The organism is Mesorhizobium sp. M0815 (genome assembly GCF_040319995.1).
Taxonomy (GTDB): Bacteria; Pseudomonadota; Alphaproteobacteria; order Rhizobiales; family Rhizobiaceae; genus Mesorhizobium.
Genome location: NZ_JAMYOU010000016.1, coordinates 121,003 through 144,572, shown reverse-complemented (window position 1 = coordinate 144,572; position 23,570 = coordinate 121,003). Strand labels below are relative to the sequence as shown.

The 23,570-nt window shown below is 62.0% G+C and carries 18 protein-coding genes and 3 pseudogenes; 11 read left to right on the top strand and 10 right to left on the bottom strand.

What is annotated here, in order from left to right; translation table 11 throughout:
• Nucleotides 1-382: 382 nt before the first annotated feature.
• The 3 genes and pseudogenes from NKI01_RS19145 (at nucleotide 383) to NKI01_RS19135 (ending at nucleotide 3,070) form a co-directional block, all read left to right on the top strand.
• Nucleotides 383-1,597 carry an NAD-dependent formate dehydrogenase gene (locus tag NKI01_RS19145; RefSeq protein WP_352964234.1) on the top strand — a complete coding sequence of 405 codons (1,215 nt, stop codon included), beginning with the start codon at nucleotides 383-385 and terminating at the stop codon, nucleotides 1,595-1,597.
• 38 nt (nucleotides 1,598-1,635) lie between these two features.
• Nucleotides 1,636-2,049: pseudogene (locus NKI01_RS19140) on the top strand (tyrosine-type recombinase/integrase); the annotation flags it as partial.
• Nucleotides 2,050-2,053: 4 nt separating this feature from the next.
• Nucleotides 2,054-3,070 (top strand): annotated as a pseudogene (locus tag NKI01_RS19135) (IS91 family transposase).
• Nucleotides 3,071-3,489: 419 nt separating this feature from the next.
• Here the strand turns inward: NKI01_RS19135 and NKI01_RS19130 are convergent.
• Nucleotides 3,490-6,345: an ATP-binding protein gene (locus NKI01_RS19130; protein ID WP_352516210.1), complete on the bottom strand. Its 2,856-nt coding sequence runs from the start codon at nucleotides 6,343-6,345 to the stop codon at nucleotides 3,490-3,492.
• 226 nt (nucleotides 6,346-6,571) lie between these two features.
• On the opposite strand from NKI01_RS19130, the gene NKI01_RS19125 reads away from it, so the two are divergent.
• The 7 genes from NKI01_RS19125 to NKI01_RS19095 all read left to right on the top strand — a co-directional run bounded on the left by NKI01_RS19125 (nucleotide 6,572) and on the right by NKI01_RS19095 (nucleotide 13,149).
• A complete protein-coding gene (locus tag NKI01_RS19125) occupies nucleotides 6,572-7,933 on the top strand; it encodes an epoxide hydrolase family protein (RefSeq protein WP_023722323.1) in 1,362 nt (453 codons plus the stop codon).
• An 87-nt stretch (nucleotides 7,934-8,020) separates the two neighbouring features.
• A complete protein-coding gene (locus NKI01_RS19120; RefSeq protein WP_352964231.1) occupies nucleotides 8,021-8,449 on the top strand; it encodes a DUF6130 family protein in 429 nt (142 codons plus the stop codon).
• On the top strand, nucleotides 8,446-9,726 hold the full coding sequence (locus tag NKI01_RS19115) for an epoxide hydrolase family protein (protein ID WP_031195070.1): 1,281 nt from the start codon (nucleotides 8,446-8,448) through the stop codon (nucleotides 9,724-9,726). Before NKI01_RS19120 ends, NKI01_RS19115 begins: the two co-directional genes overlap by 4 nt.
• A gap of 37 nt (nucleotides 9,727-9,763) precedes the next feature.
• The gene (locus tag NKI01_RS19110; RefSeq protein ID WP_031195072.1) at nucleotides 9,764-10,420 is read left to right on the top strand and encodes a VOC family protein; all 657 of its coding nucleotides are present in this window, start codon (nucleotides 9,764-9,766) and stop codon (nucleotides 10,418-10,420) included.
• A gap of 72 nt (nucleotides 10,421-10,492) precedes the next feature.
• Complete coding sequence (locus tag NKI01_RS19105) at nucleotides 10,493-11,611, top strand: redoxin domain-containing protein (RefSeq protein WP_352964228.1); 1,119 nt, start codon at nucleotides 10,493-10,495, stop codon at nucleotides 11,609-11,611.
• 94 nt (nucleotides 11,612-11,705) lie between these two features.
• Nucleotides 11,706-12,674 carry an alpha/beta fold hydrolase gene (locus NKI01_RS19100; protein WP_502895824.1) on the top strand — a complete coding sequence of 323 codons (969 nt, stop codon included), beginning with the start codon at nucleotides 11,706-11,708 and terminating at the stop codon, nucleotides 12,672-12,674.
• Nucleotides 12,675-12,729: 55 nt separating this feature from the next.
• Entirely contained in the window at nucleotides 12,730-13,149 is a 420-nt protein-coding gene (locus NKI01_RS19095) for an Ohr family peroxiredoxin (protein ID WP_031195077.1), read from the top strand.
• 365 nt (nucleotides 13,150-13,514) lie between these two features.
• Here NKI01_RS19095 and NKI01_RS19090 read toward each other — a convergent pair whose 3' ends face one another.
• The 8 genes from NKI01_RS19090 to NKI01_RS19055 all read right to left on the bottom strand — a co-directional run bounded on the left by NKI01_RS19090 (nucleotide 13,515) and on the right by NKI01_RS19055 (nucleotide 22,277).
• The gene (locus NKI01_RS19090; protein WP_352484987.1) at nucleotides 13,515-15,443 is read right to left on the bottom strand and encodes an adenylate/guanylate cyclase domain-containing protein; all 1,929 of its coding nucleotides are present in this window, start codon (nucleotides 15,441-15,443) and stop codon (nucleotides 13,515-13,517) included.
• 643 nt (nucleotides 15,444-16,086) lie between these two features.
• Complete coding sequence (locus NKI01_RS19085) at nucleotides 16,087-16,791, bottom strand: GntR family transcriptional regulator (RefSeq protein WP_023722328.1); 705 nt, start codon at nucleotides 16,789-16,791, stop codon at nucleotides 16,087-16,089.
• A 102-nt stretch (nucleotides 16,792-16,893) separates the two neighbouring features.
• Nucleotides 16,894-17,634: an aspartate/glutamate racemase family protein gene (locus tag NKI01_RS19080; protein WP_352484980.1), complete on the bottom strand. Its 741-nt coding sequence runs from the start codon at nucleotides 17,632-17,634 to the stop codon at nucleotides 16,894-16,896.
• An 8-nt stretch (nucleotides 17,635-17,642) separates the two neighbouring features.
• A complete protein-coding gene (locus NKI01_RS19075) occupies nucleotides 17,643-18,365 on the bottom strand; it encodes an ABC transporter ATP-binding protein (RefSeq protein ID WP_023722330.1) in 723 nt (240 codons plus the stop codon).
• A gap of 2 nt (nucleotides 18,366-18,367) precedes the next feature.
• Nucleotides 18,368-19,147 (bottom strand): ABC transporter ATP-binding protein, encoded by a 780-nt coding sequence (locus NKI01_RS19070; protein WP_352495644.1) that lies wholly within the window; start codon nucleotides 19,145-19,147, stop codon nucleotides 18,368-18,370.
• 4 nt (nucleotides 19,148-19,151) lie between these two features.
• On the bottom strand, nucleotides 19,152-20,126 hold the full coding sequence (locus NKI01_RS19065) for a branched-chain amino acid ABC transporter permease (RefSeq protein ID WP_352964221.1): 975 nt from the start codon (nucleotides 20,124-20,126) through the stop codon (nucleotides 19,152-19,154).
• A 5-nt stretch (nucleotides 20,127-20,131) separates the two neighbouring features.
• A complete protein-coding gene (locus NKI01_RS19060; protein WP_023722333.1) occupies nucleotides 20,132-20,998 on the bottom strand; it encodes a branched-chain amino acid ABC transporter permease in 867 nt (288 codons plus the stop codon).
• A gap of 76 nt (nucleotides 20,999-21,074) precedes the next feature.
• Entirely contained in the window at nucleotides 21,075-22,277 is a 1,203-nt protein-coding gene (locus NKI01_RS19055) for an ABC transporter substrate-binding protein (protein ID WP_031195079.1), read from the bottom strand.
• 63 nt (nucleotides 22,278-22,340) lie between these two features.
• On the opposite strand from NKI01_RS19055, the gene NKI01_RS19050 reads away from it, so the two are divergent.
• The gene (locus tag NKI01_RS19050; RefSeq protein ID WP_352642984.1) at nucleotides 22,341-22,775 is read left to right on the top strand and encodes a DUF4143 domain-containing protein; all 435 of its coding nucleotides are present in this window, start codon (nucleotides 22,341-22,343) and stop codon (nucleotides 22,773-22,775) included.
• 99 nt (nucleotides 22,776-22,874) lie between these two features.
• On the opposite strand, the pseudogene NKI01_RS19045 reads toward NKI01_RS19050, so the two are convergent.
• Nucleotides 22,875-23,180 (bottom strand): annotated as a pseudogene (locus NKI01_RS19045) (diacylglycerol kinase); the annotation flags it as partial.
• Between the last annotated feature and the right edge of the window lie 390 nt (nucleotides 23,181-23,570).

The window sequence follows — 23,570 nt, the reverse complement described above, 5'->3', positions numbered from 1 at the left end:
GTCCAGAAGTTCCTTCTCAATAGCCATGCGATGATTCTCTCCTTTCCATCATCATGGCCTCGCGCACAGAATTCCCGACAGTCCCGAACCTCGGCAATTCTGAAGTGTCCGCATCACGCATTTGTTGTCAGCAAACCGTGCGCGCGGTCTGAAATAAAGGAACTCGAACGCTGCACCAGTGCCGCCCGCAGCACTTGAAACCATGCCCGGGTCTTCCATGTAATACGCAATAGCGCACAACTTTCCGAATGAGGAAGCGCCGGCAGATGAGTCTGCTCCCCACCAGCAATTCAATAGAGCATCGCCGTGCCGACCATCGTTGGCCGGCAGCGTTAACAACAGAGCGTTTTCCTCTTCGTTGTCAGACGAAGGGAGATACACAATGGCAAAGGTCGTTTGCGTCCTCTATGACGATCCGGTCGACGGTTATCCGACAAAATATGCGCGGGACGGCTTGCCGAAGCTCGACCGCTATCCCGGCGGCCAGACACTTCCCACGCCGAAGACCATCAACTTTGAACCAGGGGTCTTGCTCGGTAGCGTGTCGGGCGAACTCGGCCTGAGGAAATTTCTCGAAGGCGCGGGCCATAGCCTAGTAGTAACCTCGGACAAAGACGGTCCCCACAGCATTTTTGAACGCGAACTCGTTGACGCCGAAATCGTGATCTCGCAGCCGTTCTGGCCGGCATATCTGACCGAAGAACGAATAGCCAAGGCAAGCAGACTGAAGCTTGCGATCACCGCCGGCATCGGATCCGATCATGTCGATCTTCAAGCCGCCATGGACCGTGGCATCACGGTCGCCGAGGTGACCTACTGCAATTCGATCAGCGTGTCCGAGCATGTGGTCATGATGATCCTGGGGCTCGTGCGCAACTACATCCCGTCCTACCACTGGGTCGTGAAAGGCGGCTGGAATATCGCCGACTGCGTCGCACGCTCCTACGATATCGAGGGAATGCAGATCGGAACCGTCGGCGCCGGCCGGATTGGCAGCGCAGTATTGCGCCGGCTGAAGCCGTTCGACGTCAAGTTGCACTACACCGATCGCCATCGACTGCCTGAGGCGGTCGAGAAAGAACTCGGCGTCACCTTCCACCAGGATTCCGCATCCATGGTCGGCGTCTGCGACGTGGTCACGATCAATGCACCTCTGCATCCGGAGACGGAGAACCTCTTCGACGAGACGATGATCGCTAGGATGAAACGCGGCGCCTATCTGGTGAACACGGCGCGCGGCAAGATCTGCAATCGTGACGCCATCGCCCGCGCGCTGGAGAGTGGCCAACTCGCTGGCTATGCCGGCGACGTCTGGTTCCCGCAGCCGGCTCCCAAGGATCATCCGTGGCGATCGATGCCACATCACGGCATGACGCCGCACATTTCAGGATCGTCGCTCTCCGCCCAGGCGCGCTACGCCGCGGGTACCCGCGAAATTCTCGAATGCTGGTTCGAAGGCCGGCCGATCCGTGAGGAATATCTGATCGTCGATGGCGGCAAGCTCGCCGGCGCTGGCGCGCATTCCTACAGCGCGGGAGACGCCACCCGCGGGTCGGAAGAGGCGGCACGCTTCAAGGCTAGGAGTGATCCGCGCTAGATCGATTTCCGCTGAGCTCGACTCGGACGGGAAGAAGACAAGGGCGACGCAGGGACCGCAACGCCATGCTCTCGCCGCAACTGCTGGAACTGGTGCGTCTGTGGTGGCGCGAAGGCAAGCGGCGCGGGGTGATGCTCCCGCACGGCTGGCTGTTCCCAGGGCGCGGCTGCACGGCGCCGATCTCGTCGCGTCAACTGCATCGCGCGGTCCAGGAAGCACCTGAAGTCGCCGGCATCCGCAAGCGCGTCAGCCCGCACACGCTGCGTCACAGCTTCGCCACCCACCTGCTCGAGCAGGATGTCGACATCCGCGTCATCCAGGTCCTGCTCGGGCACAGCAAGCTCGATACCACCGCGCTCTACACCAAGGTCTCGACCCGGACGATCCACGCGATCGCAGGGCCGCTCGACCGGCTGATGGCGCTGATGGAAGGCAAGACGCCTCCCGGCTGAACCGGTGCGCGCAGACCTGGAGGTCGCCGATATCTTCCGTGCTGCCGGCCCCGGATACCGGGTCGCCCACGCCGGGCATCTGAGCCTGCAGCAGCTCAAGGTCATGTCGGCGATCGAACACTGCCGCACCGCTGCATTGGGTGGTCATGTCGAAGCCTGCGCGGACTGCGGTCAATGGCGGATCGCTTATAACAGCTGCCGCAACCGGCACTGTCCCAGGTGCCAGGGCGCCGCCGCGCGTACATGGCTCGCCGAGCGCGAAGCCGACCTGCTGCCAGTCGGTTACTTCCACGTCGTGTTCACGCTGCCCGCCGAGGTCGCCGTCATCGCCTTCCACAACAAGGCGCTGGTCTATGACCTGCTGTTCAAGGCGGCATCGGAGACGATGCTGACGATCGCGGCGGATCCCAAGCACCTCGGCGCGCGCATCGGCATCACTGCCGTGCTCCACACATGGGGCTCGGCAATGACACACCATCCTCATGTCCACATGATCGTGCCGGGCGGCGCCATCGCGCCGGACGGGTCACGCTGGATATCGTCGCGGCCAGCCTTCCTTCTCCCAGTCAAAGTACTGGGCAAGCTGTTCCGCCGTCTGTCGCGCTACACTCACCGGGTCGCCATCTCGAACCGCCGCCTGATCACCTTCGATGAGGCTGGAGTCACCTTCCGCTACAAGGACTATCGCCGCGATGGTGTCGAGCGCCAGCGCGCCATGACGCTTGCCGCCGACGAGTTCATCCGCCGCTTCCTGCTCCATGTCCTGCCGCGTGGGTTCCACCGCATCCGTCACTATGGACTGCTCGCCGGCTCCGCCCGCAAAGCCAGCCTCGCACTCGTGCGCGAACTGCTGAACGTCGCTCCGCCACCCGAAGACAACCCTTCAGCATAACCGGCTGACGTTCGCCCGCCTTGCCCTTGCTGCGGCGGGCGCATGGTGGTCATCGAGAGGTTCGAACGGTGGTGCCAGCCTCGTGCGCCGCCAACCTCACGAGCGCCGAACCGGGAGAACACCTCATGACCCGGCATGACCAAGTTGCTCGTACGACCGCGCCACGCCGGCGACGGTCAACGGGATGTTATGTGCACATTGCCGTCGAGCCGGTCGTCACGCACACCAATCCCGTCGGAATCAACACTCCAGGCTCTGCGACCGGGCCCGGAAGCCGCTTCCACGACATGCCCACCGCATCCTATGCGGAAGTTCGCCCCAGGCGCTGGCACGCTCCGAAACACAAATCCCCATAGGCCGTCGTCTGCGGCCCGCGGGTTCCTGCATGAGAGACTTTCGTACGCCTGACGGCACCCGAAACCCTTCAGCATGTCGGTCATTCAGCCAGCCACTCCTGTCCTCCCGAAGCCGACATTAATAGTGCCCACACCACCGTCGAAATTGCGCCGAGAGGGGACGACACCATTAGGAGAAGTGGCATTGAGGCTCTACCTCAGTGTCGCCAGCAGGTGTTCGGCAGCCCCGACATCCGCCGTATTCAGGCTCTCCACAAAATACGCCGCAACCGACTGCAAGAGCTCGCGAGCGCTGTTGATCTCCCCGCGCCCGGCCATCAGCGTCGCCATGTCGATTGCGGTTCGCAACTCCCATGCCCGTGCGCGCTGACTTCGGCTCAACTCCAGTGCCTGCATGAGGTAGGCGGCAGCTTCATCACGGTTGCGCTCCGACTGGAGAAGGAGGCTTCCCTTCATCCGTAGCAACTCCGGGAGGTACAACTGGTCGCCGTTCTTTTCGACTTGACCAAGCGACTCGTCGATCAACGCAATGGCTTCATCAACCTGACCGATCGCGGACAGTCCCCTAACTAGCGAGAGGTTGAGCGGCGTCGTGAGCAATTCATAAGGCGCCGCGTGGAGCTTCCGAAGAGATGTCTGCAGGCCCTCGACGCCGCTTTTTGCATCGCCCTGACGGATCGCGACTTCGCTTTTGAAGCCCCGACCGACCAGCAGGTAAGGAGTCATGGAATGGGATTCCGCGCGGGCGATGAGCATATCTATGTACGCCTCGGCGCTCTTCAGGTCACCGGTCCACAGGAAGACCGATATCGCCCAGATCAACGCGATCGCCAACGTTAGAGAATGATCCATGGCGGCAGCCTCTTCGACGGCCTGTCGGGCGTGTGCCATGGCTTGGTCCGGATGGCCTTGTAGCCAAAGGTTCCTCGCCAGGATGGCCCTGGCCAGGATTTTGCCTTCGAAGCCCAGATAGATCGTCGTGGTCCGCTGGGAGCGCGGCCCACGGTCGAGCGCCGCCTCCAGCTCTGCGCGGGCCTCCGCGAGGTCGCCTCGCAGGTGGAGCGAGATGCCCAGGATCGAGTGTGCCAGCGCGTTGACGACCGAGTCGTCCAAGGTCGCGGCTGTGGCTGAACAACGCCTTGCAAACTCAAGGGCGGTTGCGAAATTGCCCGTCCGCAGATGGAACATGTTGAGCGAACCCAACAGACGCACCCGGTCCAGCGGATCGCCGCGCTGCTCGGCGATCGCCAGGCTCCTCTCCAGAGCTACGCGCGCCCTGTCGCGTCCTCCCCGCATGAACATGAAGGACACGCCGAGGGCTGCCTGAAGATGCATCTCGTCAAGTCCGCCAAGGGCGGCATCGTCGAAAGCGAATATTGCTCTTTCAGACCAGCGATGACACTCCGGCAACAAGGACATTGCCAGGAAAACCGGCGCGACAGCGCTGGCGAGTCCGACGCCGATGTCGGCGTTTCCGCTGTCGCCGAAGCACCATTCCAGGGCAGCCCGGACATTGTTGATGGCGGCGAAGTGGGGCGCCCGCTCCTCACCGGTCGCCAGGCTTGGCCACTCGATCCCGGTCTGCTCCAGCCATCTCCGATAGTAGGCGGCGTGGCGCACTGCCAGATCGGCAGCCTCGGCGTCATCGATCCGGATGTCGAGAACGTAGGCGCGCGTCGTATCGAGGAGCCTGTAGCGCATCATTGCTCCAACCGGACGCGTCGCCACGATCGATTTGGCGACAAGACTGTCCATGGCGCCAAGGACGGTCGATCGGTCGAGGGTCGCGCTCGTCACGACCTCCAGGGCGGCATCGAGCGTGAAATGACCGACGAATACAGCGAGCCTGCGAAGCACCACGCGCTCAACGTCGGTCAGGAGCCCAAAGCTCCAGTCTAGTGTCGCCTGCAAGGTCTGCTGACGCGGCGGCGCTGTCCGTGAACCGAGCCACAGCAGTGTCAGGCGTTGATCGAGAAGCGCGGCTGTCTGCTGCAGCCCATAGGATTCGACACGTCTGGCCGCCAGTTCGATCGAGAGCGCCACCCCGTCAAGCTTTCGGCAGATGCTTGCGATGATCAAGGCCTCGGCGTCGCCGACGTCCAAACGAGCGCCACCTGCCACCGCTCGCTCGACGAACAGCTGGGTGGCCGGGAATGTCTGGACGATGGCCGCCGTTAGCCCCGGTTCGTCGGGCGGAAACGCAAGCGCATCCAACCGGCAGATATGTTCGCCCTCGACCCGAAGCGCCTCGCGGCTCGTCGCCAGGATGTAGACCTGTGACGCCGCATCGACGATGCTCGAGGCCAGAGGCGCCACCGCATCCACGAGATGCTCACAGGTATCGAGGATCAAGAGAATCCGCTTGTTGCGCAAGTAAGCGATCAGGTTGGGCGTCGCATCCTCTGTTTGAACCGTTAGTCCAAGCATCGAGGCGACGGCTGTCGTCACCAGACCGGGATCGCCGATCATTCCCAGATCGACGAACAAGACCGCCCCTGAAAATGCTTCGATCAGGTGATGCCCGACTGCGATCGCGACGGTGGTTTTGCCGACGCCACCGGCGCCAACGATGGTGACGAACCGCGAAGCATTCAGCTGCACCGACAGCTTAAGAACATCCTCGTCCCGTCCGACCATCCGGCTCAAGCGGTTTGGAAGATTCGCGTGCGGAAACTCAGCGGCAATGAATAGGGCTTCGTCGCGTGGGCTGTTTAATCGCAAAACCGGCGCAACGAAGCAATAGCCCCGCCCCGGAAGCGTCGCGATGTACCGCGCGCCATCCTTTCCATCGCCCAGCGCCCTGCGCAGTCCGGTCATGTGGAACCGCAGGCTGCCTTCCTCGACGACGACATCCGGCCAAACCCGCGACATTAGATCTTTCTTGCTGACGACTTCATTCGGTGCAGAGGTCAGGACTATGAGAATGTCGATGGCGCGCGAACCCAACTCTACGGGAGCGCCTTCTCTTGTCAGGAGCCTTTCACCCGCAGCAAAATGGAAAGGGCCAAACGACAATCTGTCTTTGGCTTGTATTCCCGTTTTCGTCATGGCGTCTTCTTTTGGAGCCGCCTGCACCCAGCGCCGCAGTTTAAGTCAAGGAGCGCTCCTGCACCATAGGGAGTCTCACAGTCTAGGCGCCTCCTATCTGCTCAAAAAAGCGGCAGGCTGGCAGCGGCTAACACAAGCTCACGACGCATAACGGGCTAATCCCGCCTCCTGGGCGTAGTTCAAGCTACGTAGATAGATCGCAAACCCATCAACCCAGGAGAGACCCATGGACACGACCAGAACCTCCGAAGCAATCGACCAGGATCGCCGGCGACTTTTGGGCACTGCGGCGGCCGGCATCGCCGCCGCCGGCGCGGCAAGCCTGCTCCCGTCGCAATTGGCCGCCGCATCCACGAGCGATGCCATCCGCCCTTTCTCCGTCAGTTTCCCGCAGGAGGAGATCAATGAGCTGCGCCGGCGCATCGCCGCCACGCGCTGGCCCGAGCGCGAACTCGTCTCCGACGAGGCGTCCCGGCGGATCTGGTCGACCCCAGCAACTGTAGGGCCAACGCAGGGCGTGCAACTCGCCACAATGCAGAAGCTCATGCAGTACTGGCGAACGGAATACGATTGGAGCAAGTGCGAGGCGCAGTTGAAGGCGCTGCCGAATTTCGTCACTGAGATCGATGGGCTCGACATCCACTTCATCCATGTGAAGTCTAAGCATCAGGGCGCCCTGCCTGTCATCATCACGCACGGCTGGCCCGGTTCGGTCATCGAACTTTTGAAGATCATCGACCCGTTCACCAATCCCACTGCGCACGGAGGCACGGAGGCGGAGGCGTTCGACGTGGTGATCCCGTCGATGCCGGGCTACGGCTTTTCCGGCAAGCCCACCGAAACCGGTTGGGATCCCGGGCGCATCGCGCGGGCGTGGATCGTGCTGATGAAACGCCTTGGCTACGACCGCTACGTCGCGCAGGGCGGCGATTGGGGAGCACTCATCACGGAACAGATGGCCCTGATCGCACCTCCCGAGCTGGTCGCCATCCACACGAATATGCCGGGGACCATTCCGCCGGAGATCGTGAAGGCGCTGGCCTCCGGCGGTCCGCCCCCCGCTGATCTTGGCCCCGACGAGAAGCGTGCCTACGAGCAGGTAGCGTTCTTCTACCAAAACGGCCTGGGCTACGCCAACGAGATGGCTCTTCGTCCGCAAACGCTCTACGGGATCGTCGATTCACCGGCCGGCCTGGCGGCGTGGATCCTCGATCACGATGCGGACAGTTATGCGCTGATCGCCCGCTCCTTCGATGGAGAGCCGGAGGGCCTCACCCGCGACGACATCCTCGACAACATCACGTTCTACTGGCTGACGAACACGGCGATCTCGTCGGCACGTCTCTATTGGGAACATACGCAAACGGCGAAGGCCGGCTTCTTCGACGCCAAGGGCATCACCATTCCCGTCGGTGCGACTGCGAACCCCAGTGAAATCTACACCGCACCGAAGAGTTGGACCGAACGCGCGTTCCCGAAGCTTCTGCACTATGGCCGCACGGACAAGGGCTGCCATTTCGCCGCCTGGGAGCAGCCGAAGAGTTTCACCGATGAGGTGCGCGCAACATTCAAGACGTTGCAGACATGACGTGTTGGCGGGGGATGGCGCGCCGGACGCTCGTCATCTTCCGCCCAGCGATAGCTGCGTAGCGAACCTCCGAAGGGAGCGACTGCAATGAACCCCCTCATCAAGACGCTCACCGCACTCGCGGTTTGCACCGTGCTCGCCACGGGCGCGTTTGCCCAGAGCACGGTCGTTCCCATCGACAACGAGCCCGCATCCAAGCTGATCGTGGAGCCGCCGCTTCCGGGTCCGTTGGCCAGCGGCGTCGTGTTCATCCCGTACCGGGTGGAGAACTTGCGCATCCTGCCTGTGGGCGGGGCGGCCGCGCGCAACGTGTCTCCGCGGGTCGGGCATCTGCACGTCACCGTCGACGACCTGCCTTGGGCGTGGGCGGACTACGGTCAGAGCAACACCATCATCTTGGTTGGCATGCCAAGCGGCCAGCACAAGGTGCTGATCGAGGTGGTGGATCCCGAAGGCAAAGTCTTCACCAAACAAACGGTGACGTTCCACACTCCGGACAAGAAGGTGCAGCCATGAGGCTCGACCAACTGGCGGCCGTGCTGGCATTCGGGCTTTGCATCCTTTCCGCGCCCGCCTCCGCCAACCCGGTCGAGGATCGCTCGATCCGGCCCTTCAAAGTCTATGTGCCGCAAGCGCCGCTCGATGATCTTCGCAGTCGCATTGCGCAGACAAGGTGGCCCGACCGGGAGACGGTCGATGACCAGTCGCAGGGCATACAGCTCGCGAAGATCAGGCCGCTCGTCGAGTATTGGGGCACGGCCTACGACTGGCGGACAGCGGAAGCGAAGCTGAATTCCCTGCCCCAGTTCATGACCACGATCGACGGAGTGGACATCCACTTCATTCACGTTCGCTCGAAACATCCCAATGCCTTGCCGCTGATCATGACGCATGGCTGGCCCGGCTCGGTGCTGGAACTGCTCAAGACCGTCGGCCCTCTCACCGATCCCACGGCGCATGGCGGTAGCCCGGAAGACGCGTTCGACCTCGTACTGCCGTCGTTGCCGGGTTTCGGCTTCTCCGGCAAACCCACAGATACCGGCTGGGGTACAGACCGCATTGCACGAGCCTGGGCAGAGCTGATGAAGCGCCTTGGCTACACAGATTACGTCGCCCAGGGCGGCGACTGGGGCTCTCCCGTTTCGAATGCAATGGGACGTCTGGCCCCGGCAGGCCTGCTCGGCATTCATGTCAACCTGCCGGCTGTCGTACCGCCAGAGATTGCCGCGGTGCTCGCCGCCGGCGGACCGGCGCCGGCGGGGCTCATGGACAAGGAGCGCGCGGCGTTCGATGCGCTCAGCATGGCCGCCAAGATGGGGAACAGATCCTACGCCACGATGATGGGCACCCGGCCCCAGACGATCGGTTACGCCATCAATGACTCCCCCGCAGGGCTCGCCGCTTGGATGCTCGGGCATCCGGGCTTTTCGGGCTGGACCTACGACAAAAGCGACCCCGAAAAGTCGCCTGACGAGGTGCTGGACGATATCACGCTGTACTGGCTGACGGACACCGCCACCTCGTCCGGGCGAATTTACTGGGAGTACGGCGGCGGGCGCAGTCCCGTTTTTGCCGGCCCTGAAAAGACCAGCGAAGTCTCGCTGCCGGTGGCCATCACGGTCTTTCCGGGGGAAGGCTATCAGGCCCCCGAGACGTGGGCCCGGCGCGCCTACCCCAACCTGATCTACTTCCATGAGGTCGACAAAGGCGGCCACTTCGCCGCGTGGGAGCGGCCGGAGCTCTTTTCTGCCGAGTTGCGCGCCGCGTTCAGGCCGCTGCGGCAAACCAAATAACCACCTCACTCGAAAGGAACGACAAATGTCTCAAACCATGAAAACGCCCCGTGACGAAAAGCACGAAACTGCGACCGGGACCCTCAAAAAGCAGGCGCTCGACATGAAGCTCGAGGTCGTGGTCATCCCCGTCTCGGACGTCGATCGCGCCAAGAGCTTTTATATCGGCCTGGGCTGGCGGCTCGACGGCGATTTCGTCGTCGGCGATACGTTCCGGGGTGTGCAGTTCACACCTCCGGGCTCGCCTGCCTCGATCCACTTCGGCACGGGGGTCACGACGGCGGAGCCCGGCTCGGCAAGCGGGCTTTATCTTGTCGTGTCGGACATCGAGGCGGCGCGCGCCGAGCTCATTGGCCACGGCGCCGAGGTCAGCGAGGCGTTTCACCGCACAGGTCCCGGCAAGCCGGCGGTCAAGGGGCGCGATCCCGAGCGGCGCAGCTACTCCTCGTTCGCGACGTTCAAGGACCCGGACGGCAACGAATGGCTGCTGCAGGAAATCACCACCCGCTTTCCCGGCCGGATCGACACCACGACCTACGCTTCCGGAGCGGATCTTGTTGCCGCGCTGCGACGCGCGTCGGAGGCCCACGGCGAGCACGAGAAGCGCAACGGCGGCCAGCGCGATGAGAACTGGCCGGACTGGTACGCGGAATACATGGTGGCTGAGCAGGCCGGCAAAGAGCTTCCGCTCTGAAGGATTCAGCGCGCAGCGCGCCGCTGAACCGTCTGCGCGGCGATATCGATCGAAACTGAAAAGGCGTCGTCGATGAAAGCAATTAAGCTGCTCGTCGCCGTGGCGCTCGCAATGGCAATCGGGGCTCCGATTGCCAGTTTTCTGGGAGACACGAATGTGGCTCAGCCGATACCCTCCGCACCGATGAGGGTTCCGTTCCTTCACGGACTTTCCTCCGACCAGTTCGAGAGTCAATCCGAGCTTGCTTCGCTTGGCGTGGCGCACGAGTGGATAAATTCGCCGCCGCTGACGGCGTCGGCTTTGCATGGCAAGGTCGTCCTCATCGATTTCTGGACCTACACCTGCATCAACTGGCTGCGCACGCTTCCCTACGTTCAGGCCTGGGACGAGAAATACCGGAAGCATGGTTTGGTGGTGATCGGAATCCACGCGCCGGAGTTCTCGTTCGAAAAAGACCTGAACAACGTGCACCGGGCGGTGAAAGACCTGGGGATCGATTACCCGATCGCCGTCGACAACGACCATCTCATATGGCGGGCTTTCAGCAACCAGTACTGGCCGGCACTCTATTTCGTCGATTCGCGGGGACGCGTCCGGTATCACCACTTTGGCGAGGGCTCATACCAACAGTCGGAAATGGTCATCCAGGAATTGCTGACTGAGGCTGGCGCCGGCGGATTCGACCGTGAGCCTGTGTCGGTGGATGCCCGCGGCATCGAGGCCGCGGCCGATTGGGAGACCCTCAAGTCTCCGGAAAATTATCTCGGCTACGAACGCACCCAGAATTCTGCCTCCGGCGGTGAAGCGGTCTTGGACGCGCCGCACATCTACGACGTGCCGGCGCGACTAGGCCTGAATGAGTGGGGGCTGTCTGGCAGTTGGACGGTAAGGAAAGAAACCGCCGTACTGAACAAGTCCGATGCCCGCATCGCGTACCGTTTTCACGCGCGCGACCTTCATCTGGTCATGGGTCCGGCAGCGCCGGGAACGTCTGTGAGATTTCGCGTGCTGATCGACGGGCAGCCGCCAGGCACGGCTCACGGCATCGACGTCAATGAAATGGGCGAAGGCGCAGTGACAGAGCAGCGCCTGTACCAACTGATCCGACAATCGAAACCCATCGTCGATCGCCAGTTCGAGATCGAGTTTCTCGACTCAGGCGTGGAGGTCTTTGCATTCACGTTCGGCTGATCGCCCGCGCAAGGATAGAGGTTCCCAAATGCATTCGCTCAATATCCCCGATGAAATCGACCAAGATCGCCGTCGGTTCTTTGGCGCCGCCGCGATGGCTGTCGCCGCCACTCAGTTCGGCCTGATCGGCCCGGCACAAGCGCAACAGACGACTGGAGAGCCTGCGGCGTCCTTTGGGCCCTTGAAGCGGATCGAGGCCGGCGTGCTGAGCGTCGGCTATGCGGAACTTGGACGGACCGACGGCCCGCCCGTCATCCTGCTACATGGCTGGCCGTATGACATCCACACCTATGCCGATGTCGCTCCTCTGCTGGCAGCGAAAGGCCACCGCGTGATTGTTCCCTACCTGCGCGGATACGGCACGACCCGATTCCTGTTGGACGACACGATGCGCAACGGTCAGCAGTCAGCGATTGCCGCGGACATTGTCGCCCTGATGGACGCACTGGGCATCGAAAAGGCGACGATTGGCGGCTGCGACTGGGGCGCGCGCACCGCGAACATCATTGCCGCACTATGGCCTGAACGCTGCAAGGCGATGGTCTCGGTGAGCGGCTACCTCATCGGCAACCAGCAAGCCGGCAAGCTGCCGCTGCCACCCAAGGCCGAGCTGCAATGGTGGTATCAATATTACTTCGCCACCGATCGCGGCCGCGCCGGCTACGAGAAATACACACGAGATTTCACCAGGCTGATCTGGCAACTCGCGTCGCCGCGGTGGAATTTCGACGATGCCACATTCGAGCGCAGCGCCGCAGCCTTCGACAATCCCGATCACGTGGCCATTGTGGTCCACAATTATCGCTGGCGGCTCGGACTCGCCGCCGGCGAGCAGCAATACGACGCGTTCGAGGAGCGACTCGCGCAGGCACCGGTCATCGGCGTGCCGACGATCACCCTCGAAGGCGACGCCAATGGCGCGCCGCATCCGGACGCCAGCGTATACGCCACGATGTTCCCGGGCAGATACGCGCATCGGGTCGTCACCGGCGGCATCGGGCACAACCTGCCCCAGGAAGCGCCGCAGGCCTTTGCCGATGCCGTTGTCGAAGTCGACGCCTGATCGAGTTCGCGGCAACCGCCGAAGCGGCGGTTACCGCTACCAGCAAAGAATGCCCATGAGCCACATCACAAGGGTTGTCTATACGGCCAGGACCGCAACCACGGGCAGTCGCGAAAATGGCGCCTCGCGCAGTTCCGACGGTCTTCTGGACATCTGGCTATCGACGCCTGGATCGGCGCGCATCGGCACCAATCCGGAGCAGTTGCTCGCGGCCGGCTGGTCGGCCAGCTTCGCAAGCGCAATCGCATCTGCGGCCCACGAACGAAAAATCGCGCTGCCTGCAGGGATGAGCATCGAGGCCGAGGTGAATCTGAACTACGGAGAAAACGGCCACTTTCTTAGCGTCCAACTGGATATTGCCGTGCCGAGTCTGGAGCGCGATGTGGTACAAATTCTGGTGGATGAAGCGCACGAGATTTGTCCTTACTCCAAAGCGACACGGGGCAACATCGATGTCGTAATGAGGATCGTCTGATTTGACCTAAATCGCTCTTCGGCGTTGAAGCTTTTGGCACCTCGCTCCCAGTCTGTTCAGGGTCAGATGATGATCATGCCCACATCGACGTGAATGTCCGCTTTCGATATCCACGGGCTCGAAGCTGCCGATCCGCTGTCGGCCCATTCCTGACATAATCGCCACTGCTCAGAAAATCACTTGCTCAGCCGGCTTCCACCGTAGGGATACTCACTTGAGCGTTTGACCCTGAGTTCTTCGTTCGCTAGCGGGAGCCTCGCGCGGCGTCACAACCATATGTGTCATCGCCTCCAACCTTCGGCGACAGCGCCCGCCAGTGCCGGGGTGATTCGCGGCTCACGTCTCCCTTTTGCGCCGAGCTTGTTCTATGGCTGCCCGAGAGGCTGCGCCTCCCCCGCCTCGCATTCCGGCAGCCGCACAGGTTTGGCGAGTTTTGCCAGCGACCCGGTCTTGGCGCACGCCGGGAAGCCGGCTAGCGGCATTGTCTCGATGAAACGACCGCGCTCCGTCTTGCTCAAGCTGAATTCATTGACCATGCCCTCGACGGTCAGGTCCGGATACCGTTTGAGGGTTTCCCGGACCGAAGCATTCGCCTCATCGATTCGACCCAGAGCCGCAAAGGAGCTGCTACGCACCACCCAACCCCCTTTGCCGTAGTTATCGGGCGTCTTGCGCTCCAGCATCTTCAAGGCGTCCTCATAGCGACCAGCCATAAAATAGGCAGTGGAGTAGAAAGCAGTTGCCCACATCGGGTAATTCGGGTCGAGCCGTATAACTTGGTCGACCAACTGAGCGCCGCGTTCGGGTTCGTCGAAGCCTGCCGCAAAGCCGGAATAGAATGTCAGGATTTCGGCGGAACCCGGAGCGAGGCGGAGGGCCGTGTCCAGCTCGACCTTGGCGCGGGCGTTGTCGCCCTTGTCTTTGAGGCTCATGCCAAAAACGGCGTGCGCCTCGGCGTCGCTCGGATCGAGCCGCACCGCGCGTTCGGCTACATCGGCAGCCGCCTTGATCTCGCTCTCGGGATTGATACCGAAGCCAGCCAATATGTTATGAGCATGATAAAGTTCCACCCAGGCGCGGGCGAACCCCGGGTCCAGCTCGACAGCGAGGTTGAGCAGCCTGATGGCCTCCTCCTCATCCGCTACGGTAATCTTTTCAATCCTTTCGGTTCCGAGCAGGTAGTAATCATAGACAGTCAAGTTGTCCGGCCGTTTACGCTTCGCTGCAGCCCGCCCCGCGCCTTGAATCAGCCCCACGCCGTTGCCGAGGCGGTTGGTGACCTGCTCGGCGATCTCGGTTTGAACGGCGAATACGTCTTCAGCAGGCCGGTCCCATCGCTCCGACCACAGATGGTTGCCGGTTTTTGCATCGATCAGCTGCGCGGTGATCCGCAGCCGACCGCCCAGGCGCTGGATCGAGCCTTCCAGCACATAGCCGACGTCGAGCGCACTCGCGACCTGGCGGACATCCAGCGACTTGCCTTTGTACGCTTGCGTCGAATTGCGTGCCACGACGTCGAGTTCGGGAAACTGCGCGAGATCGGTGATGATGTCTTCGGTGAGGCCATCGGCCAAACGCCCGGTGGCCTCGTCGCCGCCATAATTATTGAAGGGCAGCACCGCGATCGACGGCTTGGCCCCCAGTGGCGCAGGCTGAAAGACCCACCATGTCCCTCCACCCGCCAGAGCCAGCACCACGATGGCCGCCGCAGCCGTCCTGGCCCAGCGCGGCATCATTCCGAGAAGCGGGCGGCGCGCCGGCTTGCCATCGAGCCTCAGCCGGTACATCCGCACGGGGCGATTGATATTCTTGACTTGCTGCTCGCCAGCGAAATCGAGGGGCCAATCAAGCTTGCCCTGCAGATGGTCAAAGGCCGTGCCCGATACGATCACGCCGCCCGGGTCAGCGAGTTGCTGCAACCGAGCGGCGATATTGACGCCGTCGCCATACACATCGCCATCCACGAGCGCCACATCGCCAAGATTTATCCCGATGCGGAACACAATCCGCTCATGCTCCGGCAGTCCACCATTGCGAACGGCCACAGCTTTTTGAATTTCGGCTGCGCAGATTACCGCATCGACCACGCTGTCGAAGACGACAAGTGCGCCATCTCCTAATAGTTTGACAATTCGACCCTGGTGCAGAGCGATCGCCGTATCGGTTACGTCGGCCCGGATAGCTCTCAGGCGTCCGATGGTGCCAGCTTCGTCAATTTCGATCGCCGTTGAATAGCCGACCATATCCGCTGCAAGGATCGCCAGCAGTTTCCGGTTCAATGGAGGGACGATCATCATCCGGCCCCGGACCCAACATGGCTAAAATTGTACACCTATCGCGGCGCCCTGACGAGCCCGCCCGGCCAAAGCCAGGAGGTCGTCCATTAGCCCCGGTGGTCCGAAAGGTCGCTTCTGGCGCACAGCGGTCAGACGAGGCTGGACGCAAGGGCCGGCTATCTTGTCCAGTCATCTTGAAAGCTGACAGTCCGGTTCCGGCCCCTTCCAGGCATTCACAATGCCGGTCGATCGCCGATCTGACCGCCAGAGGCTGTTGACGTCGAAAACACATAAGCCGCCAGATGTTCCCCTTTTGTGCTTCCAAAGTCGCATAAACAGACAGTCTGGAACTGGCCTCTCGCGAGGGCCATCGACCGATCGCATCAGGTCGTATCTAAAGGCCGTAAGAAAAACCGGCAGTTTGCCAATCCTTGCTGCGACTGCGTGCCTCAAGCTCTGATCGGCGCATTGCCCGTCCGTTGTGCGGCAGCAGGAGTAGCCGAAGCTGGAGGGCAGCGCCGCGGACTCAACGAGCGCTACTGTTATGACGGCAGGAACGAAGAAGCAGTCCTCATGGATCGATGCATGCTATGCATTGCTTCGATCACGCCCAGCACGTGCGGACATAGGCGAACTCCGGCGAAGAGTTTGACAGCGGAGATCAGCGCAAGATGTCCGACAGGCTCTCGGGCTTCTTCTCGCCAAGCGACAGATCAAGGCCCGACAGAAGGTCGATGAGATGACTTTGCATCAGGTCGGACGCGTTTTTTGCGTCGTGCTTTTCGATGGAATCAACGAGGGCGTGATGGGCGTGGCTTTCGCAGGTGGTGTCGCGGCGGCGCCAGTAGAGCGCGATGATCAGCGACGACCGCGACAACAGGTCCTTGACGAAGCCGGTCAGGATCGAATGGCCGGCGATTTCAGCGATGCCGACATGGAATTTTGCCGACAGCATTATGGCGTCGCTGTCGCGGCCGGCATGCAGGGCCTCGTGCTCTTTTTCGAGATGAAGCCGCAGTTGCGCGATCTCGGCCGGCTTTGCCACTTCGGCGGCAAGCGCCGCGACCTTGGGCTCGATCAGCGCTCGCGCTTCGAACACCTCGCGCGCTTCCTGCTTGGTCGGCTGGGCGACGAACGCGCCGCGGTTCGGCTCGAGCCGAGCCAAGCGGTCATGCGACAGCGCCTGCAGCGCCGCGCGTATCACCGCGCGGCTCACCGAATAGATCGAGGCGAGCTCGTCCTCGGGCAGCTTTGTGCCCGGTGCGAGGCGGTGGCTGACGATGGCGTCGCGCAGGCCGGCATAGACCGGAAACCAGCGCATCGTCGGCTTGTCGCCATCCCGTGTCTTTGGTCCAAGCAGGTCCATCGTCTCATTGTCCCGGCGGCCGGATCGCATAGCGGCGCGAACACCGCGTTTCCGGCCGGACATCGAACATCCTGTGTGGGAGTGTCAACAATTTTGCACGCATCAGGATACACGGCCGGAGGGCGAAAAGGACGCAAAGATTCCGGCGAAGGACTTTTCGAGTGGAACCTGGTAGCCGCCGCGCTTCGAGGTCGACAGGCCAAGGCTGACGAGGCTCTCGCAGAGTTGTACCGCGCAGGCGACGCCGTCGAGCACAGGAAGGCCATGTTCGCGGCTGAGCGCGGCGGCGAGGTCGGCCATGCCGGCGCATCCCAGCACAATCGCTTCGGCCCGGTCGTCGCGGATGGCGCGCTCGATCTCCTCCGAAATTCGATGGCGGGCGTTGGAGCCGGGCACTTCGAGCTCCAGAACGGGAACGTCGCTTGCCCGCACCCTAGCGCAGCGGCTGGCGAGGCCGTAGCGCACCAGATTGTGCTCGATCGCCGGCACCGAACGCGACAGCGTCGTCACCACGCTGAACTTGCCGGCAATTAGGCTTGCCATGTGAAACGCCGCTTCGCCGATGCCGACCACCGGCATCTCGCCGACGCAGCGTACTGCGTCGAGGCCGGTGTCGTCGAAGCAGGCGATGACGCAGGCGCTCGCCGCCGGATATCTCTGGATCTCGCCGATCATTCCCGGGATGGCGAAGACCTCGTCGAAATAGCCTTCGACGCTCGGCGGCCCGTCCTTCGGATTGACGGCGATGATCCTGGTGCCGGCCGAAGCCGCGCCGCGCGCCGCCTCGCTGATCTTTTCGGTCATGGACGCAGTGGTGTTGGGATTGACGACGAGTATGTCCATTTGCGCTTTCATATTTCGCCGCCGAGATAGAGTTTCTTGACCCGGTCGTCGCCAAGCAGCTCAGCCGAATGTCCGGCCAGCGCGATCTTTCCGGTCGTCAGTGCGTAGGCGCGCTGCGAGATGCGCAGCGCCATGCGCGAATTCTGCTCGACCAAGAGAACGCTGACCTTTTCGTCGCGATTGATCGCCACGATGGAGCGGGCGATGTCCTGGACGAGCTTCGGCGCGACGCCGAGCGAGGGTTCATCGAGCAGCAGAAGCTTCGGTTTGGCCATCAGCGCCCGCCCGATCACCAGCATCTGCTGTTCGCCGCCGCTCATCGTGCCCGCCGTCTGGGAATAGCGTTCCTTCAGGCGCGGAAAGCGCGCGAGCACCATGTCCAGCGTCCTGGCGATTTCGGCCTTGTCGGTGCGGGTGAAGGCGCCCATCATCAGATTGTCGCGCACCGTCATGTAGGAAAAGACGCGCCGACCCTCCGGCACCATGGCGATGCCCATCCTGACCAGCTCGTCCGGGCGCGTTCCGTCGATGCGGTGGCCCCGGAAATGAATCTCGCCGCTGCGGACTTTCTTCAGGCCGGTGATGGCGCGCAGGATCGAGGATTTGCCCGCGCCGTTCGCGCCGATCAGCGCGACGGTCTCGCCCTCGTTGACGTTGAGCGACACGCCCTTCAGTGCATAGACATGGTCGTAGTAGAGTTCGATGTCGGAGACTTTCAGCAGTTCGCTCATGGCTAAAATCCGATCGTCTCATCTTCGACGCCGAGATAGGCCTCGATGACCTTTTCGTTCTCCTGGATTTCCTTCGGCGTTCCCTCGGCGATTTTCACACCGAAGTTCAGGACGACGATGCGGTCGGAAATGTTCATGACGGCGGGCATATCGTGCTCGACCAGCAGGACAGTCACGCCGCGCTTCCGCACGCCGCGCACCATCTCCACCGCGCGCACGGTTTCGTCATGGTTCATGCCGGCGAAGGGCTCGTCGAGCAGAAGCACGGTCGGGTTGGTAGCGAGCCCGATGGCAATCCCGAGCGCGCGCAGATGGCCGTGCGGCAGCGTGCTGGCGATCTCATGCCGTTGCGTGCCGAGATCGAGGAAGTCGATGATCTCGTCGGCCGAGCGGCCGAATTCATCCTCGTCGCGCCGTGCGGTGTTCGTGCCGAGATAGAAGCCGGCAAGGCTGGCATTGGAACGCAGGTGATGCGCGATGATGACATTGTCGCGCACCGTCATGCCCTTGAAGATCGTCGTCTCCTGGAACGTGCGCACCACGCCCTTCCGGGCGACGATATGCGGCGCCAGGCCTGAAATCCGCTCTCCCCGGAATAGCACTTCGCCCGAGGTCGGATTGAGGAAAGAGGAAATCAACTTGAACAGCGTCGACTTGCCGGCGCCGTTGGGGCCGATGACGGAGAGGATTTCGCGTTCGCGGACCGCGAAGGAAACATTGTTGACCGCGACCAACCCGCCGAAGCGTTTGGTCACTGCCTTGATCTGGAGAAGCTCAGTCATGGTCCTAGCCCTGCTTCTTGCCGAACAGCCTGAGGCTGAGCAGGCCGTTGGGAAGGAACAGCATCAGCGCGATCAGCACCGAAGAGAAGATCAGCAACTGGAACTCGCCGGTCTCGAACAGGAAATCCCAGCCGAAATAGAGCACGAAGGTGCCGATCATCGGCCCGAAGACGTGGCCGAGCCCGCCGAGGAAGCAGTTCAGCATGAAGTTCACCGAGTCGGTGACGGTGAAGCTCGACGGATAGATCGACTGCGAGATGGCGACGAACATCGCACCGCCGAGACCGCCGAGGAATGAGGAGATGGCGTAGGCGATAACGCGCAGATAGGCGATGTTGACGCCGATCGAGGAGGCCAGTTCCTCGTTCTGCTGCAACGACTGGCAGAGTTTGCCAATGCGCGAATGGATTAGGCGGTAGAGCGCCGCAAAGCACAGCACCATCAGCACAACCGACACCAGATAGAAGGCGGGACGCGGATTGGGGAGCGCCGCGAAATCTGGAAGGATGGTCAGCCCGAAGATCGAGATGCCGCCGGGGAGCGGAATGCTGACCATGCCCTTGGCTCCGTTGGTGATCGGCAGCGCCAGCGCGAGCAGCCGCGCCACTTCGGTCAAAACCAGCGTGACCATGGCGAAATAAACGCCGCGAAGTCTGAGGATGGGCAGTCCGATCAGCACGCTTGCAGCGGCGCAGAATAGCCCAGCCAGCGGCAGTGTCAGCCAGAACGACACACCGTACTGGACGACAAGAATGGCCGAAACATAGCCGCCCATAAGCGCGAAGGCGCCCTGGCCGATATTTATGCGGCCGATGTAGAAAGTCACCCACACCCCGGCGCTGGCGATGCTGAGCAGCGCGACCGAGGTCAGCGTGTAGTAGAGGTCGAGCCGACCGGTCGCCTCAATCAGCCAGGGCACGCCGACGAGTACGACCAGCAGGAAGACAGCGACGACGAGGATGTTGCGTGTACGCTTCATGTCCATCATCCCCACGGCTTGCCCATGAGCCCGTTCGGGCGGATGCTCAGGAACACCATCAGCGCGGCGAAGATGACGAGATAAGTGACGTCGCCATATTGGCGTAGCACCGTCAGGCCGACCGATTCCATCATGCCGAGGATGAAGCCGCCGGCGATCGCTCCGCTGACCACGCCGGCCCCGCCGATCATCACCATCAAGAACGCCTTGATCGAGATCGGCCCGCCGATGCCCGAATTGACGCCGGTGATGGCGACCAGCAGCCCCCCGACTATGCCGGCAAGCATGGCGCCGAGCGCAAAGCCGATCATCGAATAGCGGTCGACCTCGACGCCCATCAGCTGCGCCGCGACCCGGTCCTGCGCCAGCGCCCGCATGGCACGTCCCGGCTTGCTGTACTGCATGAAAAGCACGAAGGAGGCGATGAACAGTATGGCGAGTGCGCCGACCAGCAGCCGGTCGTAAGGCATTATGAGGCTGTCGGAGACGAAGACGCCTTTGACGATCTTCGGCACGCCGCGCTGCTTTTCGCCGAACAGGAGGAGGATCACGGCGTCGAGGAAGAATGCGACCGCCGCCGCGAGAAGCATCGTACTTTCCTCCCGCACGCTTCGCTTAATCACCGTCCTGAAAAGGAATTTCTCGACAAGCGCTCCAATGACCAGCAGCGTGACCCCGGACGCGACGAGCGCGACGACGAAAGGCATGCCGAGCTGGCCATAGACGGTGTAGGTGACGAAGCCGCCGAGAACGTACATCTGCCCATGGGCAAAGTTAAGCACGTTCATTAGCGCGAAGATCAGGGTCAGACCGAGCGCGATCAAGGCGTATTGCGCGCCAAGATAAAGCCCGTTGGCGATGACTTGTTCCATCAGGATGGTTCCGGCCGTTCAGAGGCTGAAGACGAATGCTCGAGTCTCTGCGGCAATCCGCTTCAGTGCAGTTGCGTCAATCGACTTGAGCGACGAAGAGCGTCTCGAACTTGCCGTCGCGGTATTCCGTGACCACCATCGGGACCGAAAGCTGGCGCTTCTGGCCAAACGACGTCATTCCGACATAGGTCAGCTTGGCATCGTCCTTCAGATAGGGATTGGGCGCCGAGAAAGTGTCGATCGTCTTCTTGAACTCCTCGACATTGTCGATCGCGGCCGGGTTCGCCTTCAGCGTCTCGATGATGTATTCGAGCGCGTAGACCTTGGTGTTGGACTCGTCATTGTATTCGCCGAACATTTTCGTATAGCGTTCGACGAACTCCTTCATCGTGTCGGACGCGATTTCGGGCGTCGATGCGCCGCCGACCGAGATGAAGCCGTTGGCCAACTCGCCCGCGCCCTCTTCCAACACCTTGGCATCCTGCGCCGTTTCGGTGGAGATCAGGCCTTCGTAGCCGAGCTCGCGCGCGGCGCGGATCAGCAGCGGCGCATTGCCCGGCGCGACGCCCGAAAGCACCAGCAGGTCCGGTTTTTGCAAAACGATCGGCGTCAGTACCGGCGTGAAATCGCGGGTATCGTTTTGGTAGACATCCGTGGCAGCCACAACCTCGAGCCCGAGCGCCTTTGCCGCGGCAACACCGCCATCCCGCTGGCTCAGCGGATCGGATTCGTTGGCGGCGACAAAGGCAACTTTTTTCACGCCCCTGTTTTCCATGAGATATTTGTAGATCGCCGGAGCCGACTGGTAGTTGGCGATCATGCCGAGCACGGCGTTGGATGCCGGCGGGGTGTAGAGTTCCTTCGGGAATGCGTAGGGAAAATAGATGATGCCCTTGGATTCTGCCACGGGACGCACCGCCGCCGCGCCGTCGTCGACATTCGGACCGACGACATAGTGGATGCCCTCCTGGGCCATCTTCTCCATGCCGGCGATCGCCCGCTTCGGGTCCTTCTGGTCGTCGAAGGTGACGATTTTGACGTCATAGGTCTCGTCACCAATCTTCACACCGCCGGTTTCGTTGATCCAGGCGGCGCGCGTCTGCATCGAGCGGACGTTGGATGTGCCCCACGCAGCGGCCGCGCCACTCGTCACGCCGACAAAGCCGATCTTGAGTTCCTTGTTGGCGGCGTGCACCGCTATTGTGCCGCCGGCCATGATTGCCAGCGCGGAGACGGCGCCGCGCGCCGCGGATGTGATTATTGAACGTCTGTTGATCATTGTTCTTTCCCCTTTGGAGGCCGCGCATTGTTGCGACAGAACCCGACCGATACGCGGATTTTTGTGAGTGAAAGCTCAAATCAATCACCTGTCAACAAAACTTTCTCAGATTGTCGACAATCTGTGAGCGGCCGTAGACGAAGAACGTGGGACCGATCGCGGTTCGGTGCTTTGCTCGAGAGGTTCGTGGTGTCGGAATTCCTGAAGCTCGCATGGTGGTCAGAGCGACGGGTGTCTTTCTCACACTACCGGACCAAGGATCAGGACGAGGTCGGCGTCGTGATCGAGGATCGACGCGGTCGGGTCGTCGGTATCGAGGTGAAGGCCTCCGCAAACGGTTCCGCAGGACTTTCGGGGATTGCGCCAGTTGCAGGAAGGAGTCCGCGATCGTTTTGTGCGCGGGCTGGTGCTGCACGACCATCACCGTGTGACGCCGTTCGGCGAAATAATTGCAAGCTGCACCGCTGTCGGTTCTGTGTTCGATGTAAAGTTGCATAAAATGCGGTCTAGAACTTGGGTCGCGAGGTGGTCTAAATAATCCCAGATCGATACGAGCCGAGCCTTCATTGGTCGCGGTGATTTCTGGCAACTTCGCCACCCCCCCGTAAGCCATCTTGCATCGAACCAGCGGTCCGCCGGCCCGTCATAGGGCAGCCGCGTGACATCCCAGTGGCTGACGAAGCGCGCGTAGGCGTCCCAGACCGGTGGACCGCCGCCGATGAAGACGACACGGCCGGCAAAGCGCTTGAGCGTGTCCTCGGGATCCATACTGGAGCGAACGACGACAAGTTCCCGATCCGCGCGAGCAAAATCCGGAACGCTCGCGATCGTCTTGGGACCGGCGAGCAAGACGTGTCCTCTCGTGACGTCGAAAAACCGTGCAACGTCGGCTACGAACTCCGGCGAGCCGAAGCGATATTGGCAAACTGAAACGTCAGAGCGGGCATCGCGCAGATGCCCGCCACCATGGGTACGGATGCACGCAAGGGACCGAAGAAGCGCCGGCGACCCCCCACCGCTCGAAGAACAGGAGAGGGGCCAATAGTGCGAAACCCGCTTTCCAAGCCGTTTGCCGATCCAGAAGGACAGCCAGTCCCCCAGTGCCGCCCCAATGGCGGCGGCAAGCCATCACGAAATTCCGGTTCTTCTCAGCAGCGCCACGCGGGCTAACGCTGATTATCGTATGGCCGGCCTGCAGCGCGAATCGCGCTGCTGGCTCGCCCAGGTTCGGCCATCGTCAATCGCCAGATCACGCACGATCAGCACGGGATGGAGCCGGTGAACGACAGCGCA